The organism is Enterobacteriaceae endosymbiont of Donacia clavipes, assembly GCF_012570365.1.
Classification (GTDB): Bacteria; Pseudomonadota; Gammaproteobacteria; order Enterobacterales; family Enterobacteriaceae.
In genome coordinates this window covers 302,396-324,045 of the sequence record NZ_CP046208.1, presented here as the reverse complement: position 1 = coordinate 324,045, position 21,650 = coordinate 302,396, and the positions used below count along the sequence as shown (strand labels likewise).

General features: G+C 23.1%; 11 protein-coding genes, 2 tRNA genes and 1 pseudogene. All 14 read left to right on the top strand.

The window, feature by feature from the left end; all coding sequences use genetic code 11:
- Positions 1 to 57 precede the first annotated feature (57 nt).
- The 14 genes and pseudogenes from rpoB (at position 58) to GJT92_RS01505 (ending at position 21,605) form a co-directional block, all read left to right on the top strand.
- Positions 58 to 4,080, top strand: a complete 4,023-nt coding sequence (gene rpoB / locus GJT92_RS01570) for a DNA-directed RNA polymerase subunit beta (protein WP_168919745.1) — start codon at positions 58 to 60, stop codon at positions 4,078 to 4,080.
- A gap of 58 nt (positions 4,081 to 4,138) precedes the next feature.
- Positions 4,139 to 8,347: a DNA-directed RNA polymerase subunit beta' gene (gene rpoC, locus GJT92_RS01565; protein ID WP_168919744.1), complete on the top strand. Its 4,209-nt coding sequence runs from the start codon at positions 4,139 to 4,141 to the stop codon at positions 8,345 to 8,347.
- Between the two features lie 154 nt (positions 8,348 to 8,501).
- Positions 8,502 to 9,134, top strand: a complete 633-nt coding sequence (locus GJT92_RS01560; RefSeq protein ID WP_168919743.1) for an RlmE family RNA methyltransferase — start codon at positions 8,502 to 8,504, stop codon at positions 9,132 to 9,134.
- Between the two features lie 51 nt (positions 9,135 to 9,185).
- Positions 9,186 to 10,988 (top strand): annotated as a pseudogene (ftsH, locus tag GJT92_RS01555) (ATP-dependent zinc metalloprotease FtsH); the annotation flags it as partial.
- Positions 10,989 to 11,185: 197 nt separating this feature from the next.
- A complete protein-coding gene (gene secG / locus GJT92_RS01550; protein ID WP_281352653.1) occupies positions 11,186 to 11,464 on the top strand; it encodes a preprotein translocase subunit SecG in 279 nt (92 codons plus the stop codon).
- 11 nt (positions 11,465 to 11,475) lie between these two features.
- Positions 11,476 to 11,567 (top strand) — tRNA-Leu (locus tag GJT92_RS01545).
- Positions 11,568 to 11,623: 56 nt separating this feature from the next.
- A tRNA-Met gene (locus GJT92_RS01540) sits at positions 11,624 to 11,700 on the top strand.
- Between the two features lie 258 nt (positions 11,701 to 11,958).
- Positions 11,959 to 13,455 (top strand): transcription termination factor NusA, encoded by a 1,497-nt coding sequence (gene nusA / locus GJT92_RS01535; RefSeq protein ID WP_168919741.1) that lies wholly within the window; start codon positions 11,959 to 11,961, stop codon positions 13,453 to 13,455.
- 29 nt (positions 13,456 to 13,484) lie between these two features.
- Positions 13,485 to 15,809: a translation initiation factor IF-2 gene (gene infB, locus GJT92_RS01530; RefSeq protein ID WP_168919740.1), complete on the top strand. Its 2,325-nt coding sequence runs from the start codon at positions 13,485 to 13,487 to the stop codon at positions 15,807 to 15,809.
- Between the two features lie 49 nt (positions 15,810 to 15,858).
- A complete protein-coding gene (gene rbfA, locus GJT92_RS01525) occupies positions 15,859 to 16,212 on the top strand; it encodes a 30S ribosome-binding factor RbfA (RefSeq protein ID WP_168919739.1) in 354 nt (117 codons plus the stop codon).
- Positions 16,213 to 16,247: 35 nt separating this feature from the next.
- Positions 16,248 to 17,192: a tRNA pseudouridine(55) synthase TruB gene (truB, locus tag GJT92_RS01520; RefSeq protein WP_168919738.1), complete on the top strand. Its 945-nt coding sequence runs from the start codon at positions 16,248 to 16,250 to the stop codon at positions 17,190 to 17,192.
- A 45-nt stretch (positions 17,193 to 17,237) separates the two neighbouring features.
- Positions 17,238 to 17,507, top strand: a complete 270-nt coding sequence (gene rpsO, locus GJT92_RS01515; RefSeq protein WP_168919737.1) for a 30S ribosomal protein S15 — start codon at positions 17,238 to 17,240, stop codon at positions 17,505 to 17,507.
- A gap of 79 nt (positions 17,508 to 17,586) precedes the next feature.
- The gene (gene pnp, locus GJT92_RS01510) at positions 17,587 to 19,683 is read left to right on the top strand and encodes a polyribonucleotide nucleotidyltransferase (protein ID WP_168919736.1); all 2,097 of its coding nucleotides are present in this window, start codon (positions 17,587 to 17,589) and stop codon (positions 19,681 to 19,683) included.
- Between the two features lie 254 nt (positions 19,684 to 19,937).
- On the top strand, positions 19,938 to 21,605 hold the full coding sequence (locus tag GJT92_RS01505; RefSeq protein ID WP_168919735.1) for a DEAD/DEAH box helicase: 1,668 nt from the start codon (positions 19,938 to 19,940) through the stop codon (positions 21,603 to 21,605).
- The last annotated feature ends 45 nt before the right edge of the window (positions 21,606 to 21,650 follow it).

Below are 21,650 nucleotides of genomic sequence, written 5' to 3'. Positions count from 1 at the left end.
ATAATTCATAATTATATTAATTTAATTACTTAGTTTATCAGCTAACTGAGGAACCATATGGTTTATTCTCAAACTGAAAAAAAACGTATTCGTAAAAATTTTGGAAAAAGACCTCAAGTTTTAAATATTCCATATTTACTTTCTATCCAAATAAATTCATTTAAAAAGTTTATAGAAAAAGATCATAAAGGGCAATATGGTTTAGAAGCTGCATTAAAAAGTATTTTTCCTATATCTAGTTATAATGGTTATTCTAAATTAGAATATGTTAATTATCGTTTAGAAAAATCTCTTTATGATGTTAAAGAATGTCATACAAGAGGCATGACATATTCAGCTTCACTAAAAGTAATATTAAAATTAATTATCTATGATAAAGAAATATCAAAATCATTATCAATTAAGAATATAAAAGAACAAGAAGTATATATGGGCGAAATACCTTTAATGACAAAAAATGGTACTTTTATAGTAAATGGAATTGAACGTGTAGTTGTTTCACAATTACACAGAAGTCCTGGAGTTTTTTTTGATAGTGATAAAGGAAAAACACATTCATCAGGAAAAATATTATATAATGCTCGTATTATACCTTATAGAGGTTCTTGGTTAGATTTTGAATTTGATCCCAAAGATAATATTTTTGTACGTATAGATAGAAGAAGAAAATTACCAATTACAATTATTTTACGTGCTTTAGGTTATGATATAGAAGAGATACTAGATATTTTTTTTAAAAAAAATATTTTTTATATGAAAAATCAAAAAATTTCAATGATATTAGTTCCAGAAAGATTAAGAGGAGAAACAGCATTTTTTGATATTAAATATAATAATATTTGTTATGTTAAAAAAGGTAAAAGAATTACTATACGTCATATTAATCATTTAAAAAAAGATGATATAAAACATATTAATGTTCCTATAGAATATATGGTAGGCCAAATAGTTAATAAAGATTATATAGATACTTCTACTGGAGAAGTAATTATTTCTGCTAATTATCCTTTATCTATAGATATAATTAAAAAAATTTTTGAAAGTAATAAATTTATTGAAACAATTTTTACTAATGATTTGGATCATGGTTCATATATTTCAGAAACACTAAAATTAGATACTACTACTAATCGTTTGGAAGCTTTAGTAGAAATATATAGAATGATGCGTCCAGGTGAACCACCTACAAAAGAAGCAGCGGAAATCTTATTTAAAAGATTATTTTTTGTAGAAGATCGTTATGATTTATCTCCTGTTGGTAGAATGAAATTTAATCGTTCATTATTACGTGAACATATTAATGGTTCTGGTACACTTAATAAAAAAGATATTATTGATGTAATTAAAAAATTAATTAACATTCGTAATGGAAAAGGAAATATCGACGATATTGATCATTTAGGTAATAGAAGAATACGTTCTATTGGTGAAATGGCAGAAAATCAATTTCGTATAGGTCTGATTCGTGTTGAAAGAGCTGTAAAAGAAAGATTATCTTTAGGAGATTTAGAAACTTTAACACCTCAAGATATGATTAATGCTAAACCAATTTCTGCAGCTATAAAAGAATTTTTTTGTTCTAGCCAATTATCACAATTTATGGATCAAAATAATCCATTATCTGAAATTACACATAAAAGACGTATTTCTGCTTTAGGGCCCGGAGGATTAACTAGAGAAAGAGCTGGATTTGAAGTTAGAGATGTACATCCTACTCACTATGGACGAGTATGCCCTATCGAAACTCCAGAAGGTCCTAATATAGGTTTAATAAATTCATTATCAGTTTATGCCCGAACAAATGAATACGGTTTTTTAGAAACACCATATAGACTTGTGAAAAATGGATTAGTTACTAGTAAAATTAATTATTTATCTTCGATAGAAGAAGGAAATTTTATTATTGCACAAGCTAATACAGATCTTAATCAAAATGGATATATAATTGATGAATTTATCACATGTCGTTATAAAGGTGAATCTGGCTTGTTTAACAAAAATCAAATTCATTATATGGATGTTTCCACACAACAAATTGTTTCTGTAGGTGCTTCATTAATTCCTTTTTTAGAACATGATGATGCTAATAGAGCTTTAATGGGAGCTAATATGCAGAGACAAGCAGTTCCTACTTTAAAAGCTGAAAAACCATTAGTAGGAACTGGTATGGAAAGAATTGTAGCAATTGATTCTGGTGTTACTGTTATTGCTAAAAATTCTGGTATTATACAATATGTAGATTCTTCAAAAATTATTGTAAAAATAAATGATAACATCAATAATAAAAATAATATAGATATATATCATTTAGAAAAATATATAAGATCTAATCAAAATACATGTATAAATCAAATTCCATGTGTTTATTTAAATGAATTAGTTTATAAAGGTGATATTTTAGCAGATGGACCCGCTACAGATTTAGGAGAATTAGCATTAGGACAAAATATGAGAGTAGCTTTTATGCCCTGGAATGGTTATAATTTTGAAGATTCAATTTTATTATCAGAAAAAATTGTCCAAAAAGATAAATTTACGACTATACACATACAAGAATTATCTTGTATATCTCGTGATACAAAATTAGGTCAAGAAGAAATTACATCTGATATACCAAATGTAAGTGAATCTTCTTTATCTAAATTAGATGAATGTGGAATTGTATATATTGGTGCGGAAGTTAAAAGTGGAGATATTCTTGTAGGTAAAGTCACTCCAAAAGGAGAAACACAATTATCACCAGAAGAAAAATTATTACGTGCTATTTTTGGAGAAAAAGCTTCTGATGTAAAAGATACTTCTTTACGTGTTCCTAATGGGACTTTAGGTACAGTTATTGATGTTCAAATTTTTACAAGAGATGGAGTAAAAAAAGATAAAAGAACTTTAGAAATTGAAGAAATGCAATTTAATCAAATAAAACAAGATTTACTTGCTGAACAAAAAATTTTTGAAAATAATATTATTTCTAATATAAAAAAATTTTTATTAAATAATGATTTTTTAATGAAAGAAAATATAAAAATTTTTGACATTAATTATTTTAGCTCTCTTTCTTTAAAAGATAAAATAAAACAAAAAAAATTAAATAATTATATTAAACAATATAAAGAAATAAAAAATATATTTGAAAAAAAAATAAAATTACAAAAAAAAAAAATTACACAAAGTAATGATTTAGCTCCTGGTATTTTAAAAATTATTAAAGTAAATTTAGCAGTAAAAAGACAAATACAAGCAGGTGATAAAATGGCAGGAAGACATGGAAATAAAGGTGTTATTTCTAAAATTTGCCCTATAGAAGATATGCCTTATGATGATAATGGAATTCCTGTTGATATTGTGTTAAATCCTTTAGGTGTTCCATCTAGAATGAATATAGGGCAAATTTTAGAAACTCATTTAGGTATGGCAGCTAAAGAAATAGGTAATAAAATTAAATTTTTATTAAAAAAAAAAAATATAGAAAAAATACGTATTTTCCTTCAAAAGGCATATGATATTGGTAATCATATTTATCAAAATATAAATTTAAATAATTTTAGTAATAATGAAATTATGATATTAGCAAAAAATTTAAAAAAAGGAATGCCTATAGCTACACCAGTATTTGATGGTGCTAAAGAAAATGAAATTAAAGAATTATTAAAATTATCAAATTTACCAATTTCTGGACAAATTAAATTATATGATGGACGTACAGGAGAACCTTTTGAAAAACCTGTTACTGTCGGATATATGTATATGTTAAAATTAAATCATTTAGTAGATGATAAAATGCATGCTAGATCTACAGGTTCCTATAGTTTAGTAACACAACAACCTTTAGGAGGAAAAGCTCAATTTGGAGGACAAAGATTTGGTGAAATGGAAGTTTGGGCATTAGAAGCATATGGAGCAGCATATACTTTACAAGAAATGTTAACAATTAAATCTGATGATGTAAATGGTAGAACAAAAATGTATAAAAATATTGTTGATGGAAATCATCAAATGAATGCTGGCATTCCAGAATCTTTTAATGTTTTATTAAAAGAAATACGTTCATTAGGTATAAATATTAGTTTAGAAAATAAATAGTAATTAATAAATATAAAAATTTCTTATCTGCTCATAATATGATTGAGGTAATAAATTTGTGGAAGATTTATTTAATTTTTTAAAATCACAAAATAAAATAGAAGAATTTGATACAATAAAACTTTCTTTAGCTTCTTCTGATATGATAAAATCTTGGTCTTTTGGAGAAGTAAAAAAACCTGAAACAATTAATTATCGTACTTTTAAACCAGAAAGAGATGGTTTGTTTTGTGCTCGTATTTTTGGTCCAATTAAGGATTATGAATGTTTATGTGGTAAATATAAACGTTTAAAACATAGAGGTGTTGTTTGTGAAAAATGTGGAGTAGAAGTTACACAAACTAAAGTAAGAAGAGATCGAATGGGACATATTGAATTAGCATCTCCAATTGCACATATATGGTTTTTAAAATCCTTACCTTCTAGAATAGGTTTATTATTAAATATGCCTTTAAAGGATATAGAAAGAGTATTATATTTTGAATCATATGTAGTAATTGAAGAAGGTATGTCTTCATTAAATAAAAAACAGATTTTATCTGAAGAACAGTATTTAGATTCATTAGAGGAATTTGGTAACGAGTTCGAAGCTAAAATGGGAGCAGAAGCAATACAATATTTATTAAAAAATATTAATTTAAAACAAGAATGTAAAATATTACGTAATGAATTAAATAATATTAATTCTGAAACTAAAAAAAAAAAAATATCTAAAAGAATAAAACTATTAGAATCTTTCATAAATTCAGGTAATAAACCAGAATGGATGATTATGACAGTATTACCTGTATTACCTCCAGATTTAAGACCTTTAGTTCCTTTAGATGGAGGAAGATTTGCGACATCTGATTTAAATGATTTATATCGTCGAGTTATTAATCGTAATAATAGATTAAAACGTTTATTAGAATTATCAGCCCCTGGTATTATAATAAAAAATGAAAAACGTATGTTACAAGAAGCGGTTGATGCATTATTAGATAATGGAAGAAGAGGAAAATCAATTACTGGTTCTAATAAACGTCCTTTAAAATCATTAGCTGACATGATTAAGGGTAAACAAGGTAGATTTAGACAAAATTTATTAGGTAAAAGAGTTGATTATTCAGGTAGATCTGTTATTACAGTAGGCCCATATTTACGATTACATCAATGTGGGTTACCTAAAAAAATGGCATTAGAATTATTTAAACCATTTATATATGGAAAATTAGAAATAAAAGGATTTGCAAATACTATTAAAGCTGCAAAAAAAATGGTAGAAAAAGAAGAATCGATAGTATGGGATATTTTAGATGAAGTAATAAAAGAACATCCTATTTTATTAAATAGAGCTCCAACTTTACATCGATTAGGAATTCAAGCTTTTGAACCTATTTTAATTGAAGGTAAAGCAATACAATTACATCCTTTAGTGTGTGCAGCATATAATGCAGATTTTGATGGAGATCAAATGGCTGTTCATATTCCTTTAACATTAGAAGCACAATTAGAAGCAAGAATTTTAATGATGTCTACTAATAATATTTTATCCCCTGCAAACGGAGAACCAATTATTGTTCCATCACAAGATGTAGTATTAGGCATATATTATATGACTAAGGATAAAATTAATGCATATGGAGAAGGAATGATATTAACAGGTCCTAAAGAAGCGGAACGTGTTTATATTCTTGGACAAGCTGATTTACATGCTCGCGTTAAAGTAAAAATTAAAGAATATAAAAAAAATTTAATTAAAGATACATGGATAAAAAATAGTAATATTTATAATACTACAATTGGTAGAGCTATTTTTTGGAATTATGTACCTAAGGGTATATCATATAATATGATAAATAAAACTTTAGGTAAAAAAGATATTTCACAAATTTTAAATATATGTTATCGAATTTTAGGATTAAAATCTACAGTTATTTTTGCTGATCAAATTATGTATACTGGTTTTTATTATGCTGCTAAATCTGGTTCTTCTGTTGGTATAGATGATATTGTAATTCCTGATAATAAGACAGAAATTATTTCTGAAGCAGAATCTGAAGTTACTGAAATTCAAGAACAATTTCAATCAGGTCTTGTTACTTCAGGAGAAAAATATAATAAAGTTATTGATATTTGGGCAGCTGCTAATGAAAAAGTAGCAAAAGCTATGATGAAAAATTTGTCTATAGAAAAAGTAATAAATAAAAATGGTTTTATAACAAAACAAAGTTCTTTTAATAATATTTTTATGATGGCAGATTCTGGTGCTAGAGGTTCTGCAGCACAAATTAGACAATTAGCTGGGATGAGAGGTTTAATGGCAAAACCAGATGGTTCTATTATTGAAACTCCAATTATTGCTAATTTTAGAGAAGGATTAAATGTTTTACAGTATTTTATTTCAACTCATGGAGCTCGTAAAGGATTAGCAGATACTGCTTTAAAAACGGCAAATTCTGGTTATCTTACTCGTAGATTAGTAGATGTAGCTCAAGATTTAGTAATAACAAAAAATGATTGTTTAACTTTAGATGGTATAAAAATTTCTTCTATTATTACTGGAGGAGATATAAAAGAATCTCTAAGAGAGAGAGTATTGGGAAGAGTCGTTTCAGAAGATATTTTTTATCCAAATAGCAAAAAAATTTTAATTCATAGAAATACATTATTAAATGAAAAATACTGTGATATATTAGAACAATATTCAATTGATGATATTAAAGTAAGATCTGTTGTTAGTTGTGAAAATAATTTTGGAGTTTGTGCATATTGTTATGGTCGTGATTTAGCTAGAGGACATCTTATAAATATAGGAGAAGCTGTAGGAGTTATTGCAGCACAATCAATAGGTGAACCTGGAACACAATTAACAATGAGAACCTTTCATGTTGGAGGTGCTGCTTCTCGTTCTGCTACAGAATCGAGTATTCAAGTTAAAGATAATGGAACTATAAAATTAATAAATGTAAAATCAGTTATAAATTCTACTAATAAATTAGTAGTAATATCTAGAAATTCTGAATTAAAAATTATAAATAATTTAAATAAAATCATAGAAAGTTATAAAATACCATATGGTGCTATTATAACAAAAAAAAATGGATCAGATATTATTGCAGGAGAAATAGTTTCTTACTGGGATCCGCATAGTATGCCTATTATTAGTGAAGTAAGTGGAAAAATAAAATTTGTTGATATGTTAGAAGGACAAACAATTATAAAACAAACTGATGATTTAACTGGATTAACATCTATTGTTGTTTTAGATACTTTTGAAAGAACTTCTATAGGAAGAGATTTTAGACCTATGATTAAAATAATAAATAATAATGGTGAAGATATAATAATTCCAGGTACGGACATGCCTGCACATTATTTTTTACCTAATAAATCAATAGTTCACTTAAAAGATGGTATTAATATAAATATAGGAGATGTTTTAGCAAAAGTACCTCAAGAATCAGGTGGAACTAAAGATATTACTGGAGGACTTCCAAGAGTAGCTGATTTATTTGAAGCTAGAAAACCAAAAGATTCTGCTATTTTAGCAGAAATTAGTGGTATTATTTCTTTTGGTAAAGAAACAAAAGGAAAAAGACGAATAATAATTACTCCTGTAAATTCTGATATTAAACCATATGAAGAAATGATTCCAAAATGGAGACAGCTTAATATATTTGAAGGAGAATTAATTAATAAAGGAGATATAATTTCAGATGGTCCAGAATCTCCACATGATATTTTAAGATTAAGAGGAATTAATGCTGTTACTAATTATATAATTAACGAAGTACAAGATGTTTATCGACTTCAAGGAGTAAAAATTAATGATAAACATATAGAAGTTATTATACGTCAAATGTTACGTAAAGCTACTATAATAAAAATGGGAGATTCTAATTTTTTAGAAGGAGAACAAGTAGAAGTATCAAAAATAAAAATTACAAATAAAAAATTACAAGAGCAAGGGAAAAATTTAGTATTATATAATCATGATTTATTGGGTATTACTAAAGCTTCTTTAGCAACTTCATCCTTTATTTCTGCTGCTTCTTTTCAAGAAACAACAAGAGTTTTAACTGAATCATCAGTATCTGGTAAATGTGACAAATTAAAAGGATTAAAAGAAAATGTTATTGTAGGAAGATTAATTCCTGCTGGAACTGGATATTCTTATCATCAAAATAGAATTAAGAAAAAAAAATTATTAAATAAAAAGACAAATAATATTTCTTCAGCAGATTCGGCTGCTGCTAATTTAACTGAATTATTAAATGCTAATTAAAAAATTATTTTAAAAGAAACAATTTTTTAAATTTTTTTCTTCTGTTATAAATTGTAATGTTTAAAATTTTTTGTTATTATATAATATATAATTTTAAAAAATTATATTTATCAGTATTTAAAATTTATTAAGTATTTTATAAAAAATAATTTTTATGAATTTTAAAAAAAATAAAAAATCTAAAAAATGGTTAAAAAATTATAATAAAGATTATTATATAAAAAAAGTAAAAAAAAATATTAATAAATTCAGATCTAGATCATGGTTTAAATTAGAAGAAATAGAAAAAAAACATAAAATATTTCGAAATAATATAACAATAATTGATTTAGGATCTTCACCTGGTGGATGGTCTAGTTTTGCTGCATCAAAAATTGGTAAAAAGGGAAAAATTATAGCTTGTGATATATTACCAATGAATCCTATTCATAAAGTTTATTTTTATCAAGGAAATATATATAATCCTATTACATTAAATAAAATATTAAAAATACTAAATAAAAAAAAAGTTCAAATAATAATGTCTGATATGGCTCCTAATATTTCAGGAATAAAAGAAATAGATATACCACGTATTATTCATTTAAATGAAATAGCATTAAAATTATGTTATTCTTTATTAGAATATAATGGAATTTTTTTAATAAAAACTTTTCAAGGTAAGGGATTAATTAAATTTTATAATAAAATTAGTTCTGTATTTAAAATAACTAAAATTAGTAAACCTAATGCTTCAAGATCTCAATCATGTGAAATTTATATTGTTGCAAAAAAATATAAAAATTAATATAAAATAAATATACTAACAAAGTTACAAGAGGTTATTCTTTTGAATGATATGGCAAAAAATCTAATTCTCTGGTTAGCAATTACAGTCATATTAATATCTGTTTTCCAGAGTTTAAATCCAAATGAATCAAATAAAAAAAATAAAATTGAATATTCGACTTTTTTATCCGAAATAAAACAAGATAAAATAGTTAAAACAAGTATTAATGGAAGAAAAATTCGTGTTGTTAGAAAAGATAATAGTAATTATACTACTTATTTACCAATGCATGATTCACATTTACTTGAAATGTTACTTTCAAAAAATATTAAAGTATTAGGAGAACCTCTTGAATCCCCTAGTATGTTACTATCTATTTTTATTTCTTGGTTCCCAATGTTACTATTAATTGGAGTTTGGATTTTTTTTATGCGTCAACTACAAGGTGGTGGTAAAGGAGCTTTATCTTTTGGAAAAAGTAAAGCTAAAATGTTAACAACAGATCAAATAAAAATTACATTTAATGATGTAGCTGGATGTGATGAAGCAAAAGAAGAAGTTAAAGAATTAGTTGATTACTTAAAAGAACCAGCAAAATTTCAAAAATTAGGAGGTAAGATCCCTAAAGGAATTTTAATGGTAGGTCCTCCAGGAACTGGAAAAACTTTATTAGCTAAAGCTATAGCTGGAGAATCAAAAGTACCATTTTTTACTATTTCGGGTTCTGATTTTGTTGAAATGTTTGTAGGAGTTGGTGCTTCTAGAGTAAGAGATATGTTTAGTAGAGCTAAAAAATCATCTCCATGTATTATTTTTATTGATGAAATAGATGCTGTAGGAAGGCAAAGAGGAGCAGGATTAGGTGGTGGGCATGATGAAAGGGAGCAAACTCTAAATCAAATGTTAGTTGAAATGGATGGTTTTAATAATAATGAAAGTATTATTGTTATTGCAGCCACTAATCGTCCTGATGTATTAGATCCAGCCCTTTTAAGACCAGGTCGTTTTGATCGTCAAGTAATTGTTGGTTTGCCAGATATAAGAGGAAGAGAACAAGTATTAAAAATACATATAAAAAATATACCTATATCTAAAGAAGTTGATTTAAAAATTTTAGCAAGAGGTACACCAGGTTTTTCAGGAGCTGACTTAGCAAATTTAATAAATGAAGCAGCTTTATTAGCAGCTCGTCAAAATTATAATTTTGTGTCTATGTTAGAATTAGAACAAGCAAAAGATAAAATTATGATGGGTGCAGAAAGACGTTCTTTAGTAATGACAGAAAAACAAAAAGAAGCTACTGCTTATCATGAAGCAGGTCATGCGATTATTGGGAGATTAGTTCCAGATCATGATCCAGTACATAAAGTTACAATTATTCCTAGAGGAAGAGCATTAGGAGTAACGTTTTTTTTACCTGAAATTGATATAATTAGTATTAGTCGTCAAAAATTAGAAAGTAAAATATCTACATTATATGGTGGTAGAATAGCTGAAGAAATTATTTATGGTGAACAATATGTATCAACAGGATCATCTAATGATATTAAGGTTGCAACGAATATTGCAAAAAATATGGTAACTCAATGGGGTTTTTCTAAAAAATTAGGTCCTTTGTTATATGCAGAAGAAGAAGGAGAAATTTTTTTAGGTAGATCAGTAGCTAAAGCTAAACATATGTCCGATGAAACAGCTAAAATAATTGATCAAGAAGTTAAATTTTTAATACAAGAAAATTATAATAGAGCTTTTAAAATTTTAAGTGACAATATTGATATTTTACATGCTATGAAAAATACTCTAATTAAATATGAAACAATAGGTATAATACAAATTGATGATTTAATGGCTAGAAAAAAAGTAAGACCACCTGAATAAAAAAAAAATAATAATAATATTTATTATATATAAATAAATAATATTTTATAAAATTAATGTCTTTTAATTAAAGATTTAAAAAATAAAAAATATTTTTTTATATAAAATATAAATTTATATTGTAATTAATACTTATTATTATATAATAATGTTAATTAATATTGAATTGGAATGTTATTTATTAATACTTTATGTATAAGTTATTATTGATTTTATTTATTTTGATTACAATTATTTTAATTAGTGTTATTATGTTTCAAGATAATAATGAAATAGATATTAGTTCATCATCAAATAGTATAAAATCACCTTTTAATACAAATATTTCAAATAAAATATTAACTAGGTTAATTATTATATTAACGTCTTTATTTTTTATTATCAGTTTATTATTAAATAATATTAATGTAAAAAAATATAAAAAAAAGACAACGCAACAAATTAATATAACAAAGTATAATAATAAGTAATAATTTTATTTACCGAGGTGGTGAAATTGGTAAACACGCTACCTTGAGGTGGTAGTGCCCTATTATTTTGGGTTTGCGGGTTCAAATCCCGTCTTCGGTACCAAAATTAATATTGCATTATTTTTATTTTTAACATATCATATATATATTTACTATAGACGCGGGGTGGAGCAGTTTGGTAGCTCGTCGGGCTCATAACCCGAAGGTCGTTGGTTCAAATCCAACTCCCGCAACCAAATATCACATTTATATTGATTCCTTAAGTAATGCTGTTTTTATAGTATGGATAATATAATTAATATATAAGATTATTTTATATATATATTTACTTATTATTAAAATTTTTGAATGAATGAAATTAGTCTATATGAATAGTTATTTCAATAATTATTATTTTTATTAAAAAAATACATTCATATTGCTAATATAAGTAATAATCTTTGAATATAATCTAGTTTTCTAATTTAATAATTTAATATTTAAGGATAACTAGGATGAATAAAGAAATATTAGCTGTTATTGAAGCAGTTTCAAATGAAAAATCTTTACCTCGTGAAAAAATATTTGAAGCAATGGAAAGTGCTTTAGTAAGTGCTACAAAAAAAAAATATGAACAAGATATAGAAGTATTTGTAAATATTGATCGTAAAAATGGAAATTTTAATACTTTCAGAAAATGGTTAATTGTTAAAAAAGTTAATTATCCTACTAAAGAAATTACTTTAGATGCAGCTCGTATTGAAGATAATAATTTAAAATTAGGTGATTATATTTATGACCAAATTAAATCTATTAATTTTAATCGTATTACTACTCAAGCTGCAAAACAAGTTATAGTACATAAAGTAAGAGAAGCAGAAAAAGCTATTATTATTGCTAAATTTAAAAAAAAAGAAGGAAAAATATTAAGTGCAATAGTTAAAAAAGTAAATAGAAAACATCTAAATTTAGATTTAGGACATAGTATTAATGCTATTATTTTACGTTCTGATATGTTACCAAGAGAAAATTTTAGATTAGGAGATAGAATAAGGGGTTTACTTTTTTATATTAAAGAAAATGTTAAAGAAACACAATTATTTCTAAGTAGATCTAAAATACAAATGTTGGTTGAGTTATTTTATATTGAAGTTCCAGAAATAGCAGAAGGATTAATCGAAATTAAAGGTGTTGTAAGAGATCCAGGATCCAGAGCTAAAATTGCTGTAAAAACAAATGATAAAAGAATTGATCCTGTAGGCGCTTGTGTTGGAATGAGAGGTGCTAGAGTACAAGCAATTTCTAATGAATTAAATGGAGAACGTATTGATATTGTACTCTGGGATTCTGATCCTGAAAAATTTATTATTAACGCTATGTCTCCTGCTGAAATATCATCAATCATCTTAAATAAAAAAAAACATATTATAGATATTATAGTTAAGGAAAATAATTTAGCTCAAGCTATTGGTAGAAACGGACAAAATATTCGTTTAGCATCACAATTAAGTGGCTGGGAATTAAATATTATGACAAAAAATAATTTATGTCATAAATATAAGAAAAAAAAAAATAATATTATAGAAATGTTTATAAAATATTTAAATATTGAATATAAATTATCAAAAACAATAGTTGAAGATGGGAAAATATCTTCTTTTGAAGAATTAATATTAATTCCAATAAATAAATTATATAAAATAACTAATAATTTTAATTTAAAAATTAATGATTTAAAAAAACTTAAAAAATTAGCCAAAAATATTAATAATAATTTATCTTTAATAAAAAATAATCATGAAAAATTTAAAAATAATTTATTTCAATTAAAAGGAATTGATAAAAAATTATCTGAATTATTAATAAATAAAGGAATCTTAACTATTGAAAATTTAGCAGAACAAAGTATTGAAGATATATCTGATATAGATAATTTAGATGAGTCAAAAGCTGGAAAAATAATTATGTCTGCACGAAATATTTGTTGGTTTAATAAAAAAAATAATACGTAATTGATTATTAAAATAGAGGAGTAGACAGCATGATAGATGCTGTTATAACTATAAAATCATTAGCTAATGAAATTAAAATTTCAGTAAAAAATATAATAAAATATTTTTCTGATAATGGTATTTCTAAATTAGAAAATGATATAGTTAATATAGAAGAAAAAAAAATTTTTTTAACATATTTAAAAAATAAAAAAATAAAAAATTTAAAATTATTAAATTTTAAAAAAAAAACACGTGATATTTCATATGTAAATAATAATAAAGGTAAAAAAAAATCAATAAAAATTATAAATAAAAAAAAAAATTTATTTATAAATAATATAAAAAATATTACAGATCATAAAAAGAAAAAATATTTAGAATTAAACAAAAAAAAAATAAATAAAAATAAAAAATATTATATTCAGAAAAATTTAAAAAATAAAAACATAAATAATGATATTTTTAATAAAAAAATATATAAAAAAAAAAAATATAAATTAAATTCTAAAAATAATAAAAATAATAAAAAAAATAATACTTACAAAAAATATAAATTAAATTCTTCTAAGTTATATCAAAATTTTCATAAACCTATTAAAAATATTAATCGCAATATTATTATTAACGAAACTATCAGTATAATAGAATTATCTAATAAAATGGCAATTAAAAGTTCAAAATTAATGAAAATTATAATAAATATGGGAGAAAAAATTTTTGATGTTAATCAATATTTAAAACAAGAAACTGCACAATTAATAGCGGAAGAAATGGGTCATAAAGTTATATTACGTCGCGAAAATGATATAGAAAAATTATTGATTAATAATACAAATAATATTGACATAAAACCAGAAACAAGATCTCCAATAGTAACAATTATGGGGCATGTAGATCATGGAAAAACTTCATTATTAGATTATATTTTTTCTAGTAATGTTGCTTTAAAAGAAATTGGCGGAATAACTCAATATATAAATGCTTATGAAATAAAATTTAACAATAAAAATATAACATTTATTGACACTCCAGGACATAAATCTTTTACCTCTATGAGGTTAAGAGGTATACAAATTACAGATATAATTATATTAGTTATTGCAGCTGATGATGGAGTTATGCCTCAAACTATAGAAGCAATAAAACATGCAAGAAAAACAAAAGTATCTATTATAGTTGCTATTAATAAAATAGATAAAAAAATTTCAAATTTTAAAAAAATAAAAAGTGATTTAAGTAGATATAATATTATACCTGAAGAATGGGGTGGCGATAATATTTTTATTAATGTTTCTGCTAAAACAGGTGAAGGTATTAATAATTTATTAAATGCCATTATATTACAAGCTGAAATATTAGAATTAAAAGCAAATAATAAGGGTATGGCACAAGGAATTGTTATTGATTCTTATTTAGATAAAGGAAAAGGACCTATAGCTAATATTTTAATAAAAGAAGGAGTATTAACAAAAGGAAATATAGTACTATGTGGATATACTTATGGGAAAATTAAAGGATTAATTAATTTTAAAGGAGAAAATATACTTCAAGCAGGACCTTCTACTCCTATTAAAATTTTAGGTTTATCCGAAATACCATATGCTGGTGATATTTTAATAGAAGTAAATAATGAAAAAAAAGCTAAAGAAGTAGCATTATATCGAAAAAATAAGTATCGTGAAATTAAATTAGAAAAAAAACAAAAACAATTTAAAAAAATATTTTTAGATTTAAACGATAATAATAAAAATATTCATGAAATAAATATTTTATTAAAAGGAGATGTACAAGGTTCTGTAGAGGCGGTTAAAGATACATTAATTAATTTATCTAATGAAAAAATTCATATAAAAATTATTAATTCAGGAGTAGGAGAAATCACGGAAACAGATATATCATTTGCAATGGCTAGTAATAAAAATAATGTTATTATTATTGCTTTTAATATTAAAGCAAATAATATTGCTAAAAGTTTAATAAAAAAAGAAAAAATAAAAATTAAATATTTTTCTATTATATATAATCTAATAGATGATATGAAAAAATATATAAAAAATCTTTTATTACCAGAATATAAAGAAAAATTATTAGGACTAGCAGAAGTAAGAAGTATTTTCACTATCCCTAAAATAGGTATTATAGCTGGATGTATAGTTACATATGGTATTATTAAACGTAATAATTTGATGAAATTATTAAGAGATAAAAATATTATTTATCAAGGAATTCTTGATTCTTTAAGAAGATTTAAAGAAAATGTTAATGAAGTACGTAATGGTATGGAATGTGGTATTAGTATTAAAAATTTTAATAATATTCAAATAGGAGATAAAATAAAAATTTTTGAAAAAACTGAAATTACAAAAAAATAATAATCATAAATTAATTTAATATACTATAAAATAGTAAAATGGAGGTTTTTTGTATCGAAATTTACGTATTTCATATGAATTAAAAAAACAAATAGCAAAAATACTACAAAATAATATTAGTGATATAAGAATAAATAGATTTAGTACTATTACTGATGTATTAATATCAAAAGATTTTTCATATGCAAAAATTTTTATAATTCTACCGTATAAAGAAGAAAAAATAAATAATAAACAAAATTCACTTTATTATTTAAATAATATTACAGAATATATTAGACATATACTTAAAAATAAAATAAATTTACGGAAAATACCAAAACTTAAATTTTTTTTAGATCTTTCTTTAAAAGAAGGAAAATATATTAATAATCTTTTAATTAATATTAAAAAAAATACTTAATTATATAATAAAAATTATGATATAATTAATTGTATATGTTAAAAAAAATAAAAAAACGTAATGTAAATGGTTTATTATTACTTGATAAATCTATAGGTTTTACATCAAATAAACTTCTTCAATATATTAAAATTATTTTTAGGGCAAAAAAAGCAGGTCATACAGGTACTTTAGATCCACTAGCAAGTGGGTTATTACCAATTTGTTTAGGAGCATATACTAAATTTACTAGTTATTTAATAAATGCAAATAAAATTTACATAGTTACAGCTCTTTTAGGTGAAAAAACTAATACTGCTGATAAAGATGGTATTCTTATCCAAAAAAAAGATATTTATGTGAATAAGAAAAATATTCTTAAAAAAATAAATTCTTTTAAAGGAAAAAATATACAAATTCCTCCTATGTATTCTGCTCTTAAATATAAAGGCATACCTCTCTATAAATATGCTAGATTAGGAATTAATTTTTCCCATCTTAAAAAAAGAAAAATTTTAATTTATTATATTAAATTACTAAAATTTTATGAAAATAAAATTAAATTAAAAATTAATTGCTCCAAAGGAACTTATATACGTAGTATTATTGATAAATTAGGAGATGAATTAAATTGTGGAGCACATATAATAAAATTACGTAGAATTCAAATATCTCATATTTCTATTTTACATAAAAATGTTATAACAATTGAACAACTAAAAATTTTAATTCAAAATTATAAAAATAATAAACTGAATATTTTTTTAATAGATAAATTATTATTACCAATTAATTATATGATACATTACTTACCTAAATTATATTTGTCATATACTTTGATAAATAATATTAAAAATGGAAAAAAAATAAAAGTTGTTTCTTTTGTAAAAAAACAAAAAAAATTTCGTATATTTGAAATTAATTCATTTAATTTAATAGGTGTTTGTAAAATTAATAATGAAGGTTATATAACAAAATACAAATTAATAAATTTTATTTAAATTTTATAATTATATACATTTATAGATAATTTATTGGAGTAAATTATGTATTTTAATAAAGAAAAAAAAGAAAAAATTATAAAAAAATACAAAATAAATTCTAAGGACAAGGGTTCAACAAAAATACAAATAGCTTTATTAACATTTAAAATTAATTACTTACATAAACATTTTAATATACATAAAAAAGATCATCACAGTCGTAGAGGACTTCTGCACATGATATCACAACGTAGAAAATTATTAAATTATTTTAAAAGAAAAAAATTACATGATTTTAATATATTAATTAAAGATTTAAGATTAAAAAAATAAATATGTTTTTAATATTATTTATAAATTTTTTAAAATTTAGATTTATCTTAATATTAAATTTTTTTAAAGGATGTTTATTTTGTTAAATCCCATTATTCATAAATTTCGTTATGGTAATAATACTGTAACTATTGAAACAGGAATGATAGCTAGACAAGCAACATCATCTGTAATGGTTAGTATTGATGATACAGCTGTTTTTGTAACAATGGTAGTAGATAAAAAAGTAATTCCAGAACAAAATTTTTTCCCACTATCAGTATATTATCAAGAAAAATTATATGCTGCTGGTCGTATTCCTGGTAATTTTTTTCGTAGAGAAGGACGTCCTAGTGAAGGAGAAATATTAATTTCTCGTTTAATAGATCGTCCTATAAGACCTTTATTTAAAAAAGGTTTTTTAAATGAAGTACAAATTATTGCTACCGTTATGTCTGTAAATCCTGAAATTAATCCGGATATTGTAGCTATTATTGGAGCATCCACTGTTTTAAATTTATCTGGAATTCCTTTTAATGGTACATTTGGAACTGCTCGTATTGGTTATATTAATAAAAAATATGTATTAAATCCTAATATAAAAGAAATGCAAAATAGTGAATTAGATTTAATTGTTACTAGTACAAAAAAAGCTATTTTAATGGTAGAAGCCAAATCTAATTTATTAACTGAAAAACAAATTTTAAATGCAATAATATATGGTCATAATAAACAACAAAAATTAATTGATAATATTATTCATTTATCTAATAAGGTTAAAAAAAATAATAAAAAATGGATTTTATATCCTATTAATAAAAATCTTAAACAAAAAATTATTTTTTTATCACAAAAAGATTTAATCAAAGCGTATAGTATTAAAGAAAAACAAAATAGAATTAATCAAATTGACTTAATTAAATTAAGAGTTATTGAATTAATAAAAGAAGAAAAAGAATACGAAAATATACCGGTTAATCATATAAATGAAATTTTCTATGAGTTAGAAAAAAAAATAGTACGAGAAAATATTATTAATAAGAATCTTAGAATTGATGGTCGTGAAAATGATATGATACGTAGTATAGATGTACGTACAGGAATTCTTCCTAGAACACATGGTTCAGCTTTATTTACACGTGGAGAAACACAAGCTTTAGTTACAGTAACATTAGGTACTGCTAGAGATGCTCAATCTTTAGATAATTTAATTGATAATAAAATAGATAATTTTCTATTTCATTATAATTTTCCTTCTTATTCTGTTGGTGAAATTGGTATTATTAGTAATCCTAAAAGACGTGAAATTGGCCATGGTAATTTAGCAAAAAAATCATTAATATCAGTAATGCCTAATATGGATAATTTTCCTTATACAATACGAATTGTATCAGAAATAACAGAATCTAACGGTTCTTCTTCAATGGCTTCAGTATGTGGTGCTTCTTTAGCTATGATGGATGCAGGTATTCCTATAAAAAATGCTGTTGCTGGGATAGCAATGGGTTTAATTAAAGAAAATGATAATTTTATAATATTATCAGATATTTTAGGTGATGAAGATCATTTAGGTGATATGGATTTTAAAGTTGCAGGTACTAAAAAAGGAATTACTGCATTACAAATGGATATGAAAATAGAAGGCATAACTTATAAAATTATTAAATTAGCTCTAAAACAAGCAAAATTAGCTAGATTACATATTTTAGAAATAATGAAAAAAACTATTAGTTTACCTAGAAAAAATATTTCAGAATTTGCACCAAGAATTCATACAATTAAAATTAACCCAAAAAAAATTAAAGATATGATAGGCAAAGGTGGTTCTGTTATTAGAGCTTTAACAGAAGAAACTGATACAATTATTGAAATAGAAGATAGTGGAATTATAAAAATAGCAGCTAAAAATAACGAAAAAATTAAATTTGCAATTCGTCGTATAGAAGAAATTACAGCAGATATAATAATTGGAAAAATTTATAATGGTAAAGTTATTCGTATTGTTGAATTCGGTGCTTTTATTTCTATAGGAAATGGTAAAGAAGGATTAGTACATATTTCTCAAATTGTTAATAAACATGTAAATAAAGTTAGTGATTATTTACAAGTATTACAAAATGTAATGGTTAAAGTTATTGAAATTGATAAACAAGGAAGAATAAGATTAAGTATTAAAGCTGCTAATAATAAAATTTAATTTTAATAATATTTATGTTTTATAAAAAATTTATTAAAAAAATAATATAAATTATTTGATAATTATATATTCAAAATATAAATAGTAATTAATATATTAATTTATAAAAATTAATTATTAATATTTGTAATTATGTTTTTAAACATAATTACAATTAGATATTTATAATCTTATATATTAGCAATTTTAATTATTATATAAATTATTAATTTTTTATTTTTTAAAAAAAATATATTTAAGAGGTATATATATTAATGACTAATATTACTTTTGCAAAATTTGGTTTAAATAAATTTATTCTAAAATCATTAAATAATAAAGGATATTTAAAACCTTCGCCAATACAAAAAAAATGTATTCCTTATTTATTATTAGGTAAAGATGTTTTAGGAATAGCACAAACAGGAAGTGGTAAAACGGCAGCATTTATATTACCTTTATTAAATAATTTAAATTTATCTAGTAAAAAAACACAAGTATTAATTTTAACACCTACAAGAGAATTAACCATACAAGTAGCAGAAGCTACATCTATTTTTGCAAAATATATTCACGGTATAAATATTGTATCATTATATGGAGGGCAATCATATCATATACAATTAAAAAATTTACGTTTGGGAGTACAAATTATTATAGCTACTCCAGGACGTTTATTAGATCATATTAGAAGAAAAACTGTTAATTTAACAAAATTAAGTAGTTTAGTTATAGATGAAGCTGATGAAATGTTAAGAATGGGTTTTATTGAAGATGTAGAAAAAATATTATCTACAATACCTAAAAAACGTCAAACATCATTATTTTCCGCAACAATGCCAAAAAGAATAAAAAATATAACTAAAAAATTTATGATTCATCCGTATGAAATATTTATAAAAACAAATATTAAAACTATTCCTGATATTAAACAAACTTATTGGATAATATATGGTAAAAAAATAGAAGCTTTAATGAAATTTTTAGAAACTGAAAATTTTGATGCAGTTTTGATATTTGTTAAAATGAAAACATCAACAATTGAAATATCAGATAAATTAAAACAATTTGGTTATAATAGTGCACCATTAAATGGTGATATGAAACAAAATAATAGAGAACAAACTTTAGAAAAATTTCGAAATGGTAAATTAAAAATTTTAATCGCTACTGATATAGCAGCTAGAGGTTTAGATGTTGATAAAATTAATTTAGTCATAAATTATGATATTCCTATGGATATAGAATCATATATTCACCGTATAGGTAGAACAGGAAGAGCAGGTAGACAGGGTAAATCTTTAACATTTATCGAATATAGAGAAAAAAGATTACTAAAAAATATCGAACGTAGAATTAAATGTAATATTAATGAAATATTATTACCAAATTCTAAAATTTTATGTCAAAAAAGACTAGAAAAATTTATTCTAAAAATACAAAAAGAAATAAATAATATTGATTTAAAAAAATATAAAGATATTTTATCTAAAATAATTATTCAAAGTAATATAAATCAAGAAACATTAATGATTATTTTATTAAAAATGGCACAAGGGAAAAAACCTTTAATTTTACCTCCTGATTCATTATATGATAGAAAAAAATTTTATAAAAAAATAAATTTTATTCAAAATAAGTATACAAAAAGATATAAAAAAAAACAAAATTATATGGATATATATCGTATTAATATAGGTAAAAAAGATAATTTAGAAATTCGTCATGTTGTAGGAGCAATTATTAACGAATTTAAAATTAAAAGTAATAATATTGGAAACATTAAATTATTTACTTATTATTCTACTGTTGAATTAAATTCAAAAATTAAAAAAAATATTATTCAATATACTAAAAATATTAAAATTTTAAACAAAAAAATAAATTTTATTTTAATGCCTAAATTTAAAAAATCATATCAGAATTATAAAAAAAATATATAAAATTTAGTAAAAAATTTTTTATAAAAATTTTGTTTAATTAATAAA

Bases quoted from the DNA above. Each gene is read 5' to 3' on its own strand.
- rpoB (WP_168919745.1), top strand. From the start codon at position 58: ATGGTTTATTCTCAAACTGAAAAAAAACGTATTCGTAAAAATTTTGGA.
- GJT92_RS01560 (WP_168919743.1), top strand. From the start codon at position 8,502: ATGAATTTTAAAAAAAATAAAAAATCTAAAAAATGGTTAAAAAATTAT.
- secG (WP_281352653.1), top strand. From the start codon at position 11,186: ATGTATAAGTTATTATTGATTTTATTTATTTTGATTACAATTATTTTA.
- nusA (WP_168919741.1), top strand. From the start codon at position 11,959: ATGAATAAAGAAATATTAGCTGTTATTGAAGCAGTTTCAAATGAAAAA.
- infB (WP_168919740.1), top strand. From the start codon at position 13,485: ATGATAGATGCTGTTATAACTATAAAATCATTAGCTAATGAAATTAAA.
- truB (WP_168919738.1), top strand. From the start codon at position 16,248: ATGTTAAAAAAAATAAAAAAACGTAATGTAAATGGTTTATTATTACTT.
- rpsO (WP_168919737.1), top strand. From the start codon at position 17,238: ATGTATTTTAATAAAGAAAAAAAAGAAAAAATTATAAAAAAATACAAA.
- GJT92_RS01505 (WP_168919735.1), top strand. From the start codon at position 19,938: ATGACTAATATTACTTTTGCAAAATTTGGTTTAAATAAATTTATTCTA.